15 protein-coding genes, 1 pseudogene and 1 riboswitch are annotated in these 16137 nt (G+C 45.4%); of the genes and pseudogenes, 5 read left to right on the top strand and 11 right to left on the bottom strand.

Going from position 1 to position 16137, the window contains the following annotated elements; genetic code table 11:
- Positions 1-12: 12 nt before the first annotated feature.
- Positions 13-903, top strand: a complete 891-nt coding sequence (locus PLA01S_RS15180; protein WP_100537312.1) for an ABC transporter permease — start codon at positions 13-15, stop codon at positions 901-903.
- Positions 904-968: 65 nt separating this feature from the next.
- Positions 969-1859: a carbohydrate ABC transporter permease gene (locus PLA01S_RS15175; protein WP_127592924.1), complete on the top strand. Its 891-nt coding sequence runs from the start codon at positions 969-971 to the stop codon at positions 1857-1859.
- A 595-nt stretch (positions 1860-2454) separates the two neighbouring features.
- Here the strand turns inward: PLA01S_RS15175 and PLA01S_RS15170 are convergent.
- The 9 genes from PLA01S_RS15170 to PLA01S_RS15140 form a co-directional block, all read right to left on the bottom strand.
- Positions 2455-4614: a non-ribosomal peptide synthetase gene (locus PLA01S_RS15170; protein WP_164817428.1), complete on the bottom strand. Its 2160-nt coding sequence runs from the start codon at positions 4612-4614 to the stop codon at positions 2455-2457.
- Between the two features lie 423 nt (positions 4615-5037).
- A riboswitch (cyclic di-GMP riboswitch) is annotated at positions 5038-5132 on the bottom strand.
- A gap of 989 nt (positions 5133-6121) precedes the next feature.
- The gene (locus PLA01S_RS32590) at positions 6122-6733 is read right to left on the bottom strand and encodes a hypothetical protein (protein WP_246059550.1); all 612 of its coding nucleotides are present in this window, start codon (positions 6731-6733) and stop codon (positions 6122-6124) included.
- Entirely contained in the window at positions 6681-7151 is a 471-nt protein-coding gene (locus PLA01S_RS32585) for a Kelch repeat-containing protein (protein ID WP_246059548.1), read from the bottom strand. The genes PLA01S_RS32590 and PLA01S_RS32585 overlap by 53 nt, the downstream gene beginning before the upstream one ends.
- 17 nt (positions 7152-7168) lie before the next feature.
- Positions 7169-7366 (bottom strand): hypothetical protein, encoded by a 198-nt coding sequence (locus PLA01S_RS32580; RefSeq protein WP_246059546.1) that lies wholly within the window; start codon positions 7364-7366, stop codon positions 7169-7171.
- Positions 7363-7665, bottom strand: coding sequence for a hypothetical protein (locus PLA01S_RS32575; protein ID WP_246059544.1), 303 nt, complete (start codon positions 7663-7665; stop codon positions 7363-7365). Before PLA01S_RS32575 ends, PLA01S_RS32580 begins: the two co-directional genes overlap by 4 nt.
- A 598-nt stretch (positions 7666-8263) precedes the next feature.
- On the bottom strand, positions 8264-8791 hold the full coding sequence (locus PLA01S_RS15155; protein WP_127592922.1) for a GNAT family N-acetyltransferase: 528 nt from the start codon (positions 8789-8791) through the stop codon (positions 8264-8266).
- Between the two features lie 50 nt (positions 8792-8841).
- Complete coding sequence (locus tag PLA01S_RS15150; protein WP_127592921.1) at positions 8842-9714, bottom strand: tetratricopeptide repeat protein; 873 nt, start codon at positions 9712-9714, stop codon at positions 8842-8844.
- Between the two features lie 23 nt (positions 9715-9737).
- Entirely contained in the window at positions 9738-10697 is a 960-nt protein-coding gene (locus tag PLA01S_RS15145) for an ATP-binding protein (protein WP_127592920.1), read from the bottom strand.
- Positions 10698-10956: 259 nt separating this feature from the next.
- On the bottom strand, positions 10957-12144 hold the full coding sequence (locus tag PLA01S_RS15140) for a UDP-N-acetylmuramoyl-tripeptide--D-alanyl-D-alanine ligase (RefSeq protein WP_246059541.1): 1188 nt from the start codon (positions 12142-12144) through the stop codon (positions 10957-10959).
- Positions 12145-12482: 338 nt separating this feature from the next.
- On the opposite strand from PLA01S_RS15140, the gene PLA01S_RS31975 reads away from it, so the two are divergent.
- Both PLA01S_RS31975 and PLA01S_RS15130 read left to right on the top strand, forming a co-directional pair.
- Positions 12483-12797: a hypothetical protein gene (locus tag PLA01S_RS31975; protein ID WP_164817427.1), complete on the top strand. Its 315-nt coding sequence runs from the start codon at positions 12483-12485 to the stop codon at positions 12795-12797.
- An 802-nt stretch (positions 12798-13599) separates the two neighbouring features.
- Positions 13600-14157, top strand: coding sequence for an SRPBCC domain-containing protein (locus PLA01S_RS15130; RefSeq protein WP_246059540.1), 558 nt, complete (start codon positions 13600-13602; stop codon positions 14155-14157).
- Between the two features lie 156 nt (positions 14158-14313).
- Here the strand turns inward: PLA01S_RS15130 and PLA01S_RS15125 are convergent, their stop codons facing one another.
- Positions 14314-14799, bottom strand: coding sequence for a DinB family protein (locus PLA01S_RS15125; RefSeq protein ID WP_127592918.1), 486 nt, complete (start codon positions 14797-14799; stop codon positions 14314-14316).
- A gap of 445 nt (positions 14800-15244) precedes the next feature.
- On the opposite strand from PLA01S_RS15125, the pseudogene PLA01S_RS15120 reads away from it, so the two are divergent.
- Positions 15245-15676: pseudogene (locus PLA01S_RS15120) on the top strand (DinB family protein); the annotation flags it as partial.
- 120 nt (positions 15677-15796) lie between these two features.
- Here PLA01S_RS15120 and PLA01S_RS33035 read toward each other — a convergent pair.
- Entirely contained in the window at positions 15797-15997 is a 201-nt protein-coding gene (locus PLA01S_RS33035; RefSeq protein WP_371860419.1) for a DUF6173 family protein, read from the bottom strand.
- Positions 15998-16137: the final 140 nt, after the last annotated feature.

The raw sequence follows: 16137 nt of genomic DNA, 5'->3' as shown, positions 1-16137 counted from the left end.
AGGAGTGCTGTCATGCGAATGAAAGGTTTCGCCAAACATTATTATCTGATGCTGATCCCGGGATTTCTATGGCTGTTCGTCTTCAGCATCGTTCCGATGTTCGGCATCGTCATTTCGTTCCAATATTTTAATCCTGGCAAAGGTATACTGGGCTCGGATTGGGCGGGGCTTGAGCACTTCAAGTATATGTTATTGCTGAAGGATACACAGGAAGTCTTTATCAATACGCTTGTCATCGCGTCCATGAAGATTGTCGCTAATCTGATTGCGCCTCTGCTGTTTGCACTCATGCTCAATGAGCTGCGTCTGATGATTCTCAGACGCTGGATTCAGACCATTGTTTATCTGCCTCACTTTTTATCCTGGGTTATTCTGGGGGGCATTGTACTTGATCTGTTCTCCTACAACGGCCCCGTCAATCAATTGACTGCTTTGTTCGGATTCCAGCCCAAGCTGTTCTTTGCCGATTCCCAGCTGTTCCCGTTCCTCGTTGTCGGCAGTGACGTCTGGAAGGAATTCGGTTTTGGTACCATTATCTATCTTGCGGCGCTGACCGGAATTAACCCGGCACTGTACGAAGCCGCCAACATCGATGGCGCAGGACGCTGGAGAAGTCTCTGGCATATCACGCTGCCCGGGATTCGCACGACAGCCGTATTGCTTACGGTACTCAGCTTGGGTAATGTGCTTAACGCGGGCTTCGACCAGATCTTCAACCTGTACAACCCGCTCGTCTATTCTACAGGTGATATTATTGACACCTGGGTCTATCGTACAGGTCTGCTCAACCTGCAATATGAACTTGCGACCGCCGTCGGCCTGCTGAAGTCCGTTGTGGGCTTCCTGCTGATATCCGTCTCTTATTATCTGGCATACCGTTTTGTTAACTATCGCATATTCTAAGAATTCATCCTGATGCAAAGCTATTTAAACTCATCCCATTCCAACTAGAGTAGGAGGTGCTGACCGTGGTCAGAGATCGGACGTTCGGCAACCGAGTGACTGATATTATACTGATTGTAGTCCTGATTGGCATTACTTTGTCATGCATCCTGCCGATCTGGTACACGTTCTCCCTTTCGCTTAGCTCCAACTCTGCCGCTGCGGCCGGTAAGGTCTGGCTATGGCCGGTCGATTTCAATCTTAACGCATATGCCCAGATTCTCAATGACAATCAGTTCTTCCGGTCCTTCTGGACCTCGACCCAGCGAGTGCTGCTGGGGGTTATACTCAATTTTATCATTGTTGTGCTCATGTCTTACCCGCTCTCGCGGACCGCAAGAGAGTTCAAGGGGCGCAATGTGTTCATGTGGATTCTCATTTTCACCATGTTGTTTAACGGCGGTCTGATCCCGCTGTATCTGACGGTCAAAGAGCTCAACATGCTGAACAGCATCTGGGCACTTGTCCTGGTCGGCGGCGCGCAGACACTCGTCTTCAACGTCATACTCACGATGAACTTCTTCCGCAACCTGCCCAAGGAGCTGGATGAAGCTGCCCTTGTCGACGGTGCGGGACCATGGTACATCCTATTCAAGATCTACATCCCGCTGGCCGTGCCGGTGCTGGCGACCGTCTCGCTGTTCAGTATCGTGTATCACTGGAATGAATTCTTGTACGGTCTGATCTTCATGTCACGTGAGCAATTCTATCCACTCCAGACGTATATCCAGCAGCTCGTCGTCTCGGTCGATCCATCGACGATGTCCGAGGACCAGTACCGTCGCTTGTCTGAGTTGTCCAACCGGACACTCGATGCCGCCAAGATCTTCATCGCGATGCTGCCCGTCCTTATCGTTTATCCGTTCCTCCAGCGCTTCTTCATCCACGGGATTACGCTGGGTTCGGTTAAAGAGTAACTGACCCACCCAGGACAACAGGTTTTAGAGACCCATACCATTTTCTTTACATTTATATAAAACATACTGTAAATAGGGGGCCGTCCCAAATGATCTTAGATCTTGAGAAACGGCCCCTTTTTGCTGTTGTGTGACACCGGGGTACGAATCATTCCCCCATCACTGGAATCCCTTGACGGCTTGCCAACATTTGGACCTTTGACTATTACTGCCGGAGCTTGATCATACCGCTCACGGATCTTTGGAATCGCGCGGTAATGGGACTAAGTTCTTGTCCTTTGCGGCAATCGGTACAAGTTGTTGTCGTTGGCTCGGGACAAGAACCTTGTACTTTTTCGCCATTAGCATCCCATCCTCTCCCATGCATTGAGCTCACGAGCAGCCTTGTAATTACTAACGATACACGAATTGATAAATACTGTCCTGCAGCATATCATTAGGATATTGAAACAGCGGCAGACGGACCGATAAGTGTCCTTGACTGCCGCTACATTGAAACGAAGATCAAGCTTTAAAAAACAACGAACACTAGACTGTGATGTATAAGAAGCTCCCTGCCTCTAAGCATTTGCTGCGATTCGTTTAGCGCTTCGTCTCAGTTGACGAGCATCGGACGAAGAAGATCAGGGTCCGGCAGAGCTTTTTTATCGACTTTCCCGTTAGGGGTAAGCGGCAAACTTTCCATCTGCACCACAAGAGAGGGCAGGAAATATTCAGGCAAATTCCGGGCTAAATACGCCTTGACTTCCGTTTCGGACAACACCTGTTTCGCAACAAAATACGCGCATATTATCGGATTTCCACTTCCGTCGGCTTTGACGGCTACCGCGGCTTTCGAGATTCCGTTGTGTTCCAATAGCCGAGTCTCGATTTCTCCCGGTTCCACTCGATACCCTCGGATCTTCACTTGATCGTCGATTCGTCCAATCATTTCGATATTGCCATCCGGCAGCCACAGGGCCAAATCCCCCGTTCGATATAACCTTTCTCCGAGGAGCGGATGTTCCACAAACTTGGCTTCTGTCAATTCCAGCCGGTTCACATACCCCCGCGCGATACCGTCTCCTCCGACGCAAAGCTCCCCCACTACCCCGATGGGCTGAAGCTTCAACTGTTTATCAAGGATATAAGCGGAGGAATTGCATATTGGTCTGCCAATTGGAATGGCGGATTCGCAATCACGTTCGATCGGGAAAAAAGTGGAGAACGTCGTGTTTTCCGTCGGACCGTACGTATTGACCATCCGCAGACCGGGACACCTCTTACTTACGGCATTTACGTGCTTCGGCGATAACGCTTCTCCGCCGACTAGCAAGGTGTCTAACGTACAAAAGGCGTCTGGATCTTGTTCGGCCAGATTATGGAACAGAGCCGTAGTCAGAAACCAAGCCGTAATGCGGTGGCCGATGATGGTTTCCTTCAATTTGTGAAGGTCAAATAGGTCCGTGTCCTTCATTAAATACAAGGTAGATCCGTTCAAAAGGGATCCCCAAATTTCAAAGGTCGACGCATCGAATGCAATTGTACCGGTTTGCAAAATTCGATGCTCCTTAGAAAAGTTGAAATAATTAGTATTCTTGACCAGTCTTGCGATGTTGCGATGTTCAACCATGACCCCTTTCGGTGTCCCCGTTGATCCAGAAGTATAGATGATATACGCTAGACTTTGTGAGGTTACTGCAGATATCGTATGGGGACAGCTGTCAAGGTAAAGCTGCGCGTTGTCCCAATAAATTACTTTTCCTTCAAATGCAAAGTCAGGCTTCCAACTGGAAGGGGCCAGCAAAAATCCCGCCCGACTGTCCTCGAGCATATATTCGATTCTTTCACACGGAGAATCGGCTTCGATGGGCATATAAGCTCCGCCAGCCTTCAATATGGCTGTAAGCCCGACAATCATACTGACAGACCGATCCGCGACAATGCCAACGACGCTCTCCGGCTTAACGCCATGATCCTGCAGTGCTTGTGCAAGCTGATTCGCGTGTTCGTTCAATTCCCGATAGGACATCTGATGGTCCTCGGTCATGACCGCCGGGCGATCGGGGGTTAAGCGGACCTGTTCCTCAAACAAGTAATGGACCGTTTGGCCGGAAGGATAGTCCGTCTTAGTACCGCTGAAAGCCTGAATCTGTCTCTCCTCTTCTTCGGACATCATGCGTATGTCGGCAATCACTTTCTCGGGGAAATCCGCTACTTCATGCACAATACGGCTCAAGTGGCCACCCATCTGCTCGATTGTTTCTTTTCTGTACGAGCGGGTCGAATATTCAAGGCGTATCATGATAGATTCCTTCTTAAAAGCCGTCAAAGCAAGCTCAAACGTCCCCAAATGATCGGATTTCAAAGGAGTGGTATTGGCGTTTTGCCAAGTAAACGCCGCTTTGATGAACGGGTTGCCGCTCAGATTCTTACGCATATTCCGATCTTCGAGTGCTTGCATCGTGGTATGCTTAACTTCTATCAGAAACTCACCTAATGGCTTATGTACAGTAGGAGAGTAACGTATAGGAAACATCTGGCTTTCCAACATATACCCAATTACAGGATCATCCTCGCCGGTGTATTTGGCAAGCAGGATCGCATAACAAGCCATAAGTGCCATATCCACAGTTATTCCGAAATTGAACGCAAGTTCATGGAGTTTTCGGGTCGTTGCAAAATCAAGGGAAAAACTAACCCGGTTTCCTTCATCGTTGGCCCATCCCCCCCTCAGCAATTCGTCAATTGATACTTCACATGTCGTTTGTTCCATGACCATCAACCTCCCGGATAATCGATTCATTAATGTCTGATTGTTAACGAACAGAAAAATCCTCTTCGCATTCTGCGATGAAGTAATGTCCCCCTTCAACACCGCAAAAATGACACGTTCCGGACGTATGGAGCTTTCACACTCCGATCTTATTGTGCTGAATAGATTATCTTGTTTCCCGTAGCAGACCGATATCCAGTGGATATTAGGTCTTTGTATGTAATCGGAAGTTTCGGCCAGCTTGTAATCGGGCCTCAACAGAGGCAGGGACTCCTTTCCTCGAGTCTCCTCCTGAGCCAATATGACTACGGCTCGTATAGCTCTTTACTTGTTATAGCGAAGCTAGGCGTTGTTTTTTGGAACGTCAAAAAAACCCCTTTCTTCAATTCAAAATAATGAATAAAACGGAGGTTTCCCGTTGTATTCGGCAACTGGCTGGCATCGCGGTCACAGTGGATCCCGCATTAGCCCCTATAGCTTTGCGTCGCCACCTTTCGGTGGGTTTGCTATTGTCGTACAAATAAAGTATTTAAATTGTAAACCATGATCATATTATGTATTCGATTTACAATTACTGTATCTTGTTTCCAAATAAAAATCGATAGGTCTTTTGTTCAATATTGTCTTTCTAGAATTGTTTTGATGCTACTGTTAACCTTTATGAAACCCTAGTCAAGATAGTTAATCTTTACTAATTTTTGCTTTTCACCGACTCCACTCAACTTCACTTAACTACCTATTAAAACTATTTTATTCTAAAGACAGGATACGTTTTTACAGATCAAAATCGATTAAGAACAGAGACATAAACACGTTTTTGTCCCTCGGCAGAATTCCACAAAATCAAGCCATTACTCTAATAGAATCAGTATTAACTGTCCCCAATCTCTGTGTATTCTCCTGTTATTACTTGGATATTGAATAATGGCTGATTAAGGAAATAGTTCTATTTTTCAACTTCACCCCTATATCCATTGCCCTAACCACGACATCAGAAATCATTGGATCCAATAACTTTTGTCTCTTGTCATCTGAGACTAAAATACCGGTTTAAACTGGTAAGGACTTCTCGCTTCCGAAAAGAAATATTTTCAAAAGTTCAGCTCATCATTTTTATTTCTTTCAAGTAGCGGTTAAAACGATTGCAACTGCATAACCGATTACTTGAAACACAGCACTAAACCATCGGAATCGACTTATAGGTATATGTTCTTGTCCCCATGAATCACTGGACAATAAAGCAAAGAGCCGTTGTCCAGGACAACGGCCTCATATTGCTATATGTCATGAACAGTTTTAAAAAGGTCCGGTTATTTTCACCTTGATTTTATTGGATTCAACTGTTACTCCGTTCAATGTATTTCGAATCGACAACTCAGCTTGCCCCGGATGCTTGGCGATAATCCTTCCTTTTGGGTCAATCTCCGCCTTATCCGGACGGCTGCTCAAATACTCAATATGAGCGCCGGATAACTCCTTAGTCGTTCTTCCTCTCTCAAGGAAGACATCAGCTCGCTGCCATATTTGAAATAGAAGTTGCCAAAATCGTCCTGCGCAAGCTTTTCCGCATTGCTCTCCAACAGTCTTGCTCCGAACCCAGCTGACCAAGCCGCAGCGGATTATTCGGTTCTGATGGGTCCGTTCGGTTCCATGGTTTGGCTGGTTCGTATTCAAAGATGGTCGCTCTAGAATAAACGCCGAGATACATCTTTCCGTTCAAGGAACCGAATCCTTCGACTTGGCCGATTTGAGGATAATGCTTGGTCTCGTTACGGATCGGCGAGTAAATTCCCATTCCCCCGCCTGAAATGAAGCCCGAAGACAGCATCTGCCCGTCTGTGCTCTTCCCGATGTTAAACAATTCCACAAACTGTGCCGGAAACGGAAGCTCCGGCGTCTCAATCAAACCGGTTTCCAGATTGTAATAAAATGCCCTGCCGCTATTTCCAGCCAATCCGACCAATGTCCAGCCCGGATACTTTGCCTGATCCAGCTGAACATAACCAAAAGCGACGCCTGCTCCTTTGACATCCACGCCCAGCGAGCCGTAAACCCCCGTATTGACATCATACGAATAAAGCGACCACTGCTTGCTGCACGCCTTCCGGGAGAGTCTCATAATAGGTGTAGAACACCGTTTTGCCATCAGGCGATAATGGTGAGAATCCCCGGGCATTGTAGGCCGTATTTTTATTTACGATCCAGCTGGAGGTATCGGGATCATAGACACACATAACGGGTCCTGGATCCACGCGCACGAATAATTTGCCCCCTGCATACCGGAGATCATAAACCGAAGTCATGCCGTTAAATTCAGGCGGATGAAGCGCGGTGGATGTTCCGCTTGCGAGATCGTATTGATAAAGCTTGGCGACATCGGCTCCCCCCACATAGATTATTTGACGATCGGAATCGTAAGCAAGGCTGCGGATATGAGACTCTTTCGAAGAAGTCTTGAAGGATTTAAGGATTCTGGTCTGGTCGGATGCAGGATCATATTCGAACAGCGTTTGGGAATATCCTGTTCCACCATACACTTTGCCATCTTCCCCGGCTACAAGCGTCCAGATAACGGTATCGGTAGGAACTGGTTTGCCATCGCCCGCATTTTATCCACTGCCGGATCATATTGAAACAACGTCCCGTTCGGCGTACTGCCAATGTATACCTTCCCTTCGGAAGCTGTCACAATCGCCCAAGCTGCCGATACGTTGCTTCCGTCAAGCGCAACAAGTGGATGAGTGGACTTCACTTCGAAGCAACATCCATCACGATGAATTGTGCCGGATCACCCTGTGCGACCGTGAACAAAGCATCCTGGCCATTCCCATCCTTACCGAATGCAGCCGTCATCAAGGTTAAACTCGAAGATTGCGGTCCTAAATTCGTTAAGTATGGGGAGGAAGTTTGCGACTCCAATGTGACGCTGTCAACGAAATAACTGCCGTTTTGGTCACCATTAAAATTGAAGGCTACCCTGATCTCCGCTGCATTTTTTGGTGCGGAAGCAGCTACTCTTAAACTCTGCCATTGGCCCGATGGTTCACCCACCAGGCCGCTCACTACGGAGACAAGCTTTCCGTCTGCATACGTAAAACAGTTTCTTAATTCGTAAGTTTCCAAAGGCTATCACTGTTACCTAATTTTTATTGAAGCAAAAGGGCAAAATTTCAGAATACGAATATGCGCTCTTTCTTTATGTAAAGGATCAGATTGTACCTGACACGTCAGCGGACTTTAACCACCGCCGCTTGTTGCACTTCACGCGCTGGGAAAAAGTGCAGAATCATGGGATCAAGTCGCTGTTGCATTAGAGAAAAATACCGCGTTTTAGCTTTAGATCAACGGGTATTGAAAAGTGCGCCCATTCAATTCAATTTGATTCACACGTGTTTCCATCTCCGCTCATCTCCTAAAGTGAATTTAGTCACTTGAAGCCCGATTATTTAATGCCCAAACTAATAGTCAATATAAAAATGAGAACTGCATCATATCAGCTGCATTCGTTGTCATTTTGCTCGTTAACTAAATAAAGCTGTTGTCAGGAACTTGACTACTTATAACAAAAGGGGTATCCCTCTGTCATCTACTGAATGACTTTTGAGATAGCCCCGTCTATTTTCATTATTGAGCGATCGTTTCCCCTTAGTTAATCAATCAAACTTTTTTGCATATATATCACAACTTCTGTTCCGATTCCTTTATTTCCATTCTCGTCAATCTGTTCCCAACTGATTAAAAAATCCCCATGGCCCCAATCCACATAGCCCAATTTTTCATAAAGTCGTTTGGCTTCCGGATTATTTATTCCCACCTCTAACCCTATACAGGTACAACCCTTTTCTTTTGCTAAACGTTCGGCTTCTTGGATTATGGCTGTTGCAACACCTTGTCTCCGATATTCATATACTGTTAACCCAGCCTCTAAGAAAGCGCTATGGGTAATATCCACTAATTTAGTTACAGGCTCATCATTAGGACCGCTCCAGCGTAGTAAGAAATGGCCAACAGGGGTGTTATGATGCCAAGCGATTAAGTATAGTCCCTCACCTCTCTTTTGTGTAGCATATCGGTTGTATTGGAACATAGGATTACCAGGTGAAAACTGAGTAACAAGGAAACTCAACTGGGATTCTTCTGCTTCTTTTATTTCCAAGCATAATTTGTCTTTATTCATTTCATCTTCCTCTCTCCCAAACAGCCATATATCTTTTCCTCTCGATATTCTTATACTCCTCTGCGTCCCCAGCCAAAGACTTTGACGTGCACGATGGCTTTGGTTACCCAATGCGAGAGTACATACAACACGATGAACAGGATTAACAAAGGCCTAAATAAGAGCACCGCCACAGCCCAGGTGAGCAAAATTTGCCAATTCTTCATTTTCCTCAAAAATTTGACTGGCCACAAAAATATTTTAAATAACATTTCGTTATGCTGAAGCGCCTCTAGATATTCATCCTGGTACTGTTTGTCTTCTGGATCTAAGCGAACGGCATTCCGCATATACGTCTCTTTCAACTTGTATTCTCCACGCTGGCCAGCCGCCAAGCCGAGAAAAAAATATACTTCTGACGATTCCATATTATTTTTGAGGGCGAGTCTTTCTAACCTAGCAGAATCCTCAAAATTTCTCAGCAACGCTTCCGTATAGCTTAACACAGCCAAATATAATGGTGATTCCGGACGCAGTTCAAGTGCATGCGAAAGTGCCGTCTTCGCTTGGCTTGACCTGCCCTTCTTGTTCAACATATTTGCTTGTAGATAATAATAATAAGGCTCATAGGGATCTATCCGTAAGGCCTCTTGCAGAGCTTCTTCGAAAGCCCGATCCTTATCCGTAGCGTAGTAAACGCTGACCCGCACATACCAGGCCAGCTCCTGCTGCGGCTCCCGCCTAAGCGCCTGGTTTGACCAATGCAGCGCTTTGTCATATTCATTCATAAATAGGTGAATATTCGAGATTAGCGCAAAGACATCCGGGTCCTCCGGTTCTTGTCTCATTAGCTGCTCAGCTTCCTTTAACGCTTCTTTATACCGCCTCCATTCGATAAGCTGCTGCGCCTTAGTATAAGCGGCGTAATTATGTAAGTTCTCCACCTGCTCTATCCCCCCATAACCAATTATGACTTGACGCCATGCTTCTTAATGTAATCCAACACGATTTGATAATCGCGGTTTACATCACTGAATGTCGCATAATTCTTTGCGGTAGCAAACCAATCCAGCGTCGTTGCCTTCCGGCCTTTTGCTGATCTCTTTAAATCGTCCTGAGTGATAGGCTGGACCTCACCCTTCTCAAAGGTTCGCTCCATCGCTGATTCTACGGCATCATTGACTAGCTGCTCTAAATCGGCACCGGAATAAACTTTCGTCTCTGCTGCAATTTTGGGCAGGTTCAGCGAACCCAGCGGCTTACCGGATAGCTTCAGTTCCAGAATGGTTTGCCGTTCTGTCTCTTCAGGCGGCGGTACAAAAACAAGATGGTTAAAGCGCCCGGGGCGTCTCAATGCGGAATCAAGGTACCAAGGCGTATTGGTTGCTCCGATGATAAACACGTTATCGTTCTCGGCCTGCAGACCGTCAAGCTCCAGCAATAATTGGTTAACAAGCATGCGGTCATGATGCTGGCGCATTTGATGACGGCTTCCTCCAAGCGCGTCGATTTCATCAATGAAAATAACGCACGGCTTGCTTTCCCGCGCTCTTTCGAATATATCGTGTAAGTTGTGCTCGCTCTGGCCAGCATACATGGAAAGAATAGACTGAAGCTCGACATGTAAAAAATTAGCATCGATCTCGCCTGCCACCGCACGTGCCAAAAATGTTTTGCCGCATCCTGGAGGCCCATACAAGAGCAAGCTCCCTACAGCTTGTTTGCCGTATGCGGCAAATACTTCCGGCTGCTTCAGAGGCAATATAAAATTCATTCTGATTTTTTTCTTAACCTCTTCCAGCCCTCCGACGTCGGCAAATGTCTCCTTTGGTTTCTCCGACTCAACAAGCGTTTGATCCTCTTTGCTGAAATGAATGAGCTTTAAATTTTTTCGTCTTTGTTCCGCTAGTTCATCATGGTCCGACATCCTGCTCTCTCCCCTGTAATATTTTTTCTTAAGAATATCATATTTCCATAAATTAGGGAGAAATTTAGCAAAAAAAGACTACTCACAAGAGTAGCCTTTATAAACTCTTCACCTACTATGGAATGGCCGGCAGCTCCCAAGTCCACAGCGAAGGCAGTATGGTATATGGAACCAGCCTGCTTGATATCTTCGGTGACAGCTGGGTGGACTATTAATGATTGCATTCGGAAATGCTTACGGCTTATATACAGCCTGCCTTTTATCGCTTCTTTCCCGCTTTCTTTTTTCTTTCTGCCCGTCTTCTAGAATCTATCCGGTTTCTGCTCTGTACCTGATTACTGATGTACTTTACAGTTCGGTTCATTCTCATTTTATGCGATCCTTTGACAAGAATCGTCGTGCTCGGCGTAGTCAATCTGAACAAAGCCGCGTGCAGCGCTCTCCTGTCGTTAAAATGTCTGGCCTGGATGGAAGATAACCCTGACCTTACAGCGGCGTTTCGAGCATGTCGGGAGTCTCTGCCGTAGGTCAGAAGATGATGGACCTTTTTCCTTGCCGCATAAGCTCCAACGATTTGGTGGCCCTTCTTGGAGTAACGTCCAAGTTCCAACATATCGCCCAGAACGAAAATCCGTTTCCCCCTGCCGATCCCTGCCAGGACATCGACCGCCGCTTGCACTGCTTGCGGATTGGCGCTGAAGGTGTCATCGATCACTTTGACATGTTTTCTAAGCCGGTAGATGACTAGCCGCCGGTCCGGCTTTTGATAGCTCTCCAGCCCTTTTCTTATCATGTCGGCCGAAATACCGAGCTGCCGTGCCACCCCGATGGCAAAAAGTGCATTGTAGATATTATGCTTGCCGAAAGCAGGGATGTGGAAGCGGATCTGTTTTCGGTTAATTTCAACACTGAACGACATCCCGGTTTCCGTGAAGGCGATCCGGCTGGCCTGGTAATTCGCGTTTTTATAAAGCGAAACCTTGAATAACCTACCTCGAAAACCTTTGGTGGTCAAATACCTCGAATTTCGGTCATCCGCATTGAGAAACAGCATTCCGGATTGATTCATGCCTCGGATAAGCTCCGATTTTGCTTGGGCCACTCTTCTTATGCTTCCCCCGAAATTGCCGATATGCGCGGCTCCTACCATGGTGACGACGCCGATGTTCGGTTTAATCAGCTGGCAGCTTTTTCGGATATGGCCCGCCTTTGACATCCCGTACTCCAGGACGACTGCTCTATGCTTGGACGAGATTTCTTTTCTTTGCTTATCAATGTAAGCGGGGAGATTCATATTATCTTTGGTTTTATAGATTTTCCATTTTCTTCGCAAAATCGATGCGATCATTTCCTTGGTCGTCGTTTTTCCGGCGCTACCCGTGACGGCAATCACCGGACGATATTTGGAGCCCAGAATATCATCCCCTTTGCAATCATTCGATAACAAAACATTGTATGTGGCATATGCGGAGCCGTATGGGCCTACTTCCTACCGATTCCGCCTATTTTATGGATGAGGGATTATGATCGGATTCCGAATCTATGAACTTTACATAACCTTATTTAATCGTCCGGTATTTAAGAGTTACCAGAGGGACTTTGGCTTCAGTGTGTCAAACTGGGGTTCGACATGCTAATTTTATTGTATTTGGAATCCGTGGAGATGATTAGGCAGCTTGTCGGATCGCTTCTGTCCAAATTGATGGGACTTGGACCTTTAACACATTCCAATACGATTATGAATTCATATACTGTTTTAACCGCTAGAAAGGAAGTGTTGGATGCATGCAGGAAATTGGCAGAGTTCATTTTCGGGTGGATCATAACGGGATAGTTAAAGAATTGATATTGTTACAAAATAGAAATGGAAGTATAAACTATATTCAGCTTGAGAAAGAGAGGAACTATTTGAATGCAATAAAGAATCGGAACGCAACAAAAATTTTGACCATTGAACAGATTGGCGATAAATATTATACGAATTACAAAACGCTTCCGGGACGGCACAGATATACAAAAAAAGATTTGAAGATGATAACCGCTTCGATGTTGAAGCGATTGGAGGGTACGGGCCGACAAAAGATCATCATTCTTTTTTAATGAATTGTTAAAAAAGTATAGTTCGACATGGGAGCAGAAGTATTCAGGGATTAGGATTGTACGATGCGGCCTTTGTATTCGTCTGGAAAACTTTTTTTCATGCGGCTATTCGCTATTCGAAATGAGTCTTAAAATTGAAACAGCGACAGCTAAGGACGAAATAATGTCCTAGACTGTCGCTGTTTTATTGAATTAACGCTTCCCGTTAGGTTAATAAAATAGAGCAGTGAAATATAGTTAAATGCTTATCTAATCGGTAATCCGAACAATTTCTTGTCCCCCGACTTAGGCCTCTCCTATTGTCCTGGTAATTAAGTTGCAAAATAAGCTCTGGCAAAATACTTATTCCCAATCCACTTTCGATCATTGACATGATGGCATAATCATCCCAGGTCGCAGTCGATAAACCTTGATCGGCTTCCTACTTGTTCTTATTGAGCTATCGTTTCCCCGTTAGTTCAGCGGATCGTTTGAACCAAATACTTTATTCGATGTATTCCTTGACAGGAATATTCCTGCATTGTTATATTGTATCCAGAAAGGAGATACGTTTATATGGGCGAGAACATGACAACATTGAGTGCACTAGCCCGAGCCCAACAGATTACACATTTGTCGAGCTTTTCGTAACTGCCCCCTTTACTGTAGGCGAGATAGCTGAACGACTTTTGCTCCGTCAAATGCAGGTATCTAAACATCTGCGTGTAATTAGTGATTCGAGGCTTGTTGAGGTTGCAAGAAAAGTAACAGCGAAATGGCGTAATGCGCGACTGCATCATACATCATTGCGAAGGATCATTGAATGCCGGGAGACGGTAATTCGGAAGGATCTGCTAAAGAGAGGAATACAAAAAAGATTATTGGAGGAATCGCAATGTCATCTCAAATCGAAATCACTTATACTTTCAATGCTCCACGAGAACTTGTGTTTAAGGCATTCACCGAATCACAACATCTGCGGAACTGGTGGGGCCCAAAAGGGTGGGCGTTTCATGTAGCGAAAGCAGATTTTCGCCCGGGCGGTGTCTTTCATTACAGCCAAAAACCTTCTGACGGTGACATAATGTGGGTTAAATTTGTATACAACGAAATTATTGCATCGGAGAAAATTGTTTACACCAGCTTCTTTTCTGACGAGGAAGGTAACGTTGTACGTGCACCCTTTGACCCAAATTGGCCACTAGAAATCTTGAATACTATCACGTTCATCGAGGACAAAGGAAAAACAACTCTTTCAACAATTATTGTTCCCATATCCCCAACTGAGGAAGAGAACAAAACTTTCTTTTCTTCACGTGAGATCGTTCAGAACGGATTTACCGGAACCTTCGATCAATTAGCCGAATACCTAAAGATATAAACAATCTAATCGGTAACCGGAACTTCTTCTTATCCTTTTCGGCAATCGGTACAAGTTCTAGTCCTCGACTCGGAACAAGAACTTGTACCGGCAAAACAAAAAAGCCGCTTAAAAAACGACTTTCTATGGGACCATGTTTTTGTCCTCAAGATAGTTTTATTCTCTAAAATCGAATAATCCTCTGTAAATCAAGTTTGCAGTAACCGGCTTCTTTCCGATTTCTCGTGACCATATAGACAATTGACCGATATGGTGAATTTCGTGGGCGATCACGTGCCGCATCACTTCACCGAATCTAAAGCTTTCCTGCTCCCCGTCTTGGTTTGTATCAAACATGATATGGTCTTCCAAGCTACCATTCCAAGCGTAGACGAAAGGTGCAATTTCAGCGTGGCTTCGGGCCGAATAATCTCGTAATCCTTGCACGCTGGCACAATCTTCGAACGAAGGGATATTCAGCTCTCTCCCTTGCAAATCCCCGCACAACCAGGCATATTCGACTGTCACGATGTGATATAGTGTGTAAAGAATGCTTCCTATGCCGCCGGTGCGTCTTATCAATAGCTCTTCCTCGCTCACCATATCGCACCAGTCAAACCAGTCATTGCGAACTTGCCAGTTATACTCGAATAATTTCAACATGTCGCCGCCTCCTGAAATAATCAACTTTGTTACTCCTACCATGATTCGCGATATAATCCTGTTATCCTCCGTTTATAGCATAAACATCTGCAGTGCCCCAACCCAACACGTTGCCGTAACAATCCCATTCACGTTCCCCACCCTCTGCCGGAAGCTGAAACCAGGTACCTTTGTTAAGGGGGATTATTCTTGGCTCTTGCACTCGTTAAAAAAATCACTTCAATTATAGGATTGAAACACTGACAGCATAATGTCAGTCTTTAAATGTCCCCGTTAGTTGAAGCTTCTTATGATACAATTACTGTTCAAGACCTTCAAAATTGCATCGCCAATCAGAACGTCATGACTCTAAAAATAAGTTGCAATGACATTTGGTTGTAAGTACCTGTACCTAATCTATTTTTCTTGGAGGAATTCATGAAACTCGCTACCTTTTTTTCCTTATCGAAATGATGCAAGAAAGATATTGATCCCTTATTTAAATCAATTGACTGAAGTACAGTGGTATGCAATGCATCCGGACCACCCGAATTCCATCGCTTGGATCATTGAGCACATCGCGCGCAGCGAAGACGAATGGATTAACGTGATGGTTCTTAAGAGAGAGCGACGACTTCAACGAGTCTTGGATCACCCTCAGCAAATTTTGCAGGCATATATCGACATTCGGGACCATACAGACCTTAAACTCAACTCTATGGAATACGATGAACACGAGCCCGCCGTACAGCTCCCTCGTTTTTCAGACGGTTGGGAACCGCCTTCACCGCCAACGCTGCGATGGATTTTCCATCATGTTTTCGATCATGAGTCGTATCATGTCGGTCAAATCGGCGTCATCGCTCGTTTGAACGGATTCGCCGGTCCCCTCTTCTGAACGTATAGAAGATTTCGTTTTCTTAACGGGAAAGGTAGAGCCCCTATTGACTCGGGACAAGAATCTAGACAATCTCATGGGTTATGTATCGTTTAATTTTGAAGGAATCCGATTCGCTTTTTAGGTTCTTCTGGGTTTTAGAAATCGAAACATGTAAAAAATCGAAACAAGTAAAAAATTCAGTTGGCTAACGAGCTGCAACAACTCAACCGGAGTTCCGCTATCTGCTAGGAAACCGGTGAAATGAATTAATTGCTTGCCAGTGTGTCCGATCCCGGTAATGGTTTGACTGTCCGAAGCAAGTAGCGAAGAAATACTCACTATAATTCCTTACTTCCTTTCCTGCTGCTTGTGTCAACTTTTCAGCTCCTCTGGTTATTGTTATCTGTACAATGGCCTTGTGGTCCACTCATACAAGTCTAGCCAACCAAGATGTCCTCTTAATGAATGCAATATGAACG

The sequence above is a fragment of the Paenibacillus lautus NBRC 15380 genome, from assembly GCF_004000945.1.
GTDB classification, from domain to species: Bacteria; Bacillota; Bacilli; order Paenibacillales; family Paenibacillaceae; genus Paenibacillus_AQ; species Paenibacillus_AQ lautus.
The sequence above is the reverse complement of the archived record's forward strand: the minus strand, read 5'-3'. Positions and strand labels throughout refer to the sequence as shown.

What these genes read in the sequence shown, in the direction of transcription:
- PLA01S_RS15180 (WP_100537312.1), top strand. Translation starts at nt 13, where the DNA reads ATGCGAATGAAAGGTTTCGCCAAACATTATTATCTGATGCTGATCCCG.
- PLA01S_RS15170 (WP_164817428.1), bottom strand. Translation starts at nt 4,614, where the DNA reads ATGGAACAAACGACATGTGAAGTATCAATTGACGAATTGCTGAGGGGG.
- PLA01S_RS32590 (WP_246059550.1), bottom strand. Translation starts at nt 6,733, where the DNA reads ATGAGACTCTCCCGGAAGGCGTGCAGCAAGCAGTGGTCGCTTTATTCG.
- PLA01S_RS15155 (WP_127592922.1), bottom strand. Translation starts at nt 8,791, where the DNA reads ATGAATAAAGACAAATTATGCTTGGAAATAAAAGAAGCAGAAGAATCC.
- PLA01S_RS15145 (WP_127592920.1), bottom strand. Translation starts at nt 10,697, where the DNA reads ATGTCGGACCATGATGAACTAGCGGAACAAAGACGAAAAAATTTAAAG.
- PLA01S_RS31975 (WP_164817427.1), top strand. Translation starts at nt 12,483, where the DNA reads ATGCAGGAAATTGGCAGAGTTCATTTTCGGGTGGATCATAACGGGATA.
- PLA01S_RS15130 (WP_246059540.1), top strand. Translation starts at nt 13,600, where the DNA reads ATGCCGGGAGACGGTAATTCGGAAGGATCTGCTAAAGAGAGGAATACA.
- PLA01S_RS15125 (WP_127592918.1), bottom strand. Translation starts at nt 14,799, where the DNA reads ATGTTGAAATTATTCGAGTATAACTGGCAAGTTCGCAATGACTGGTTT.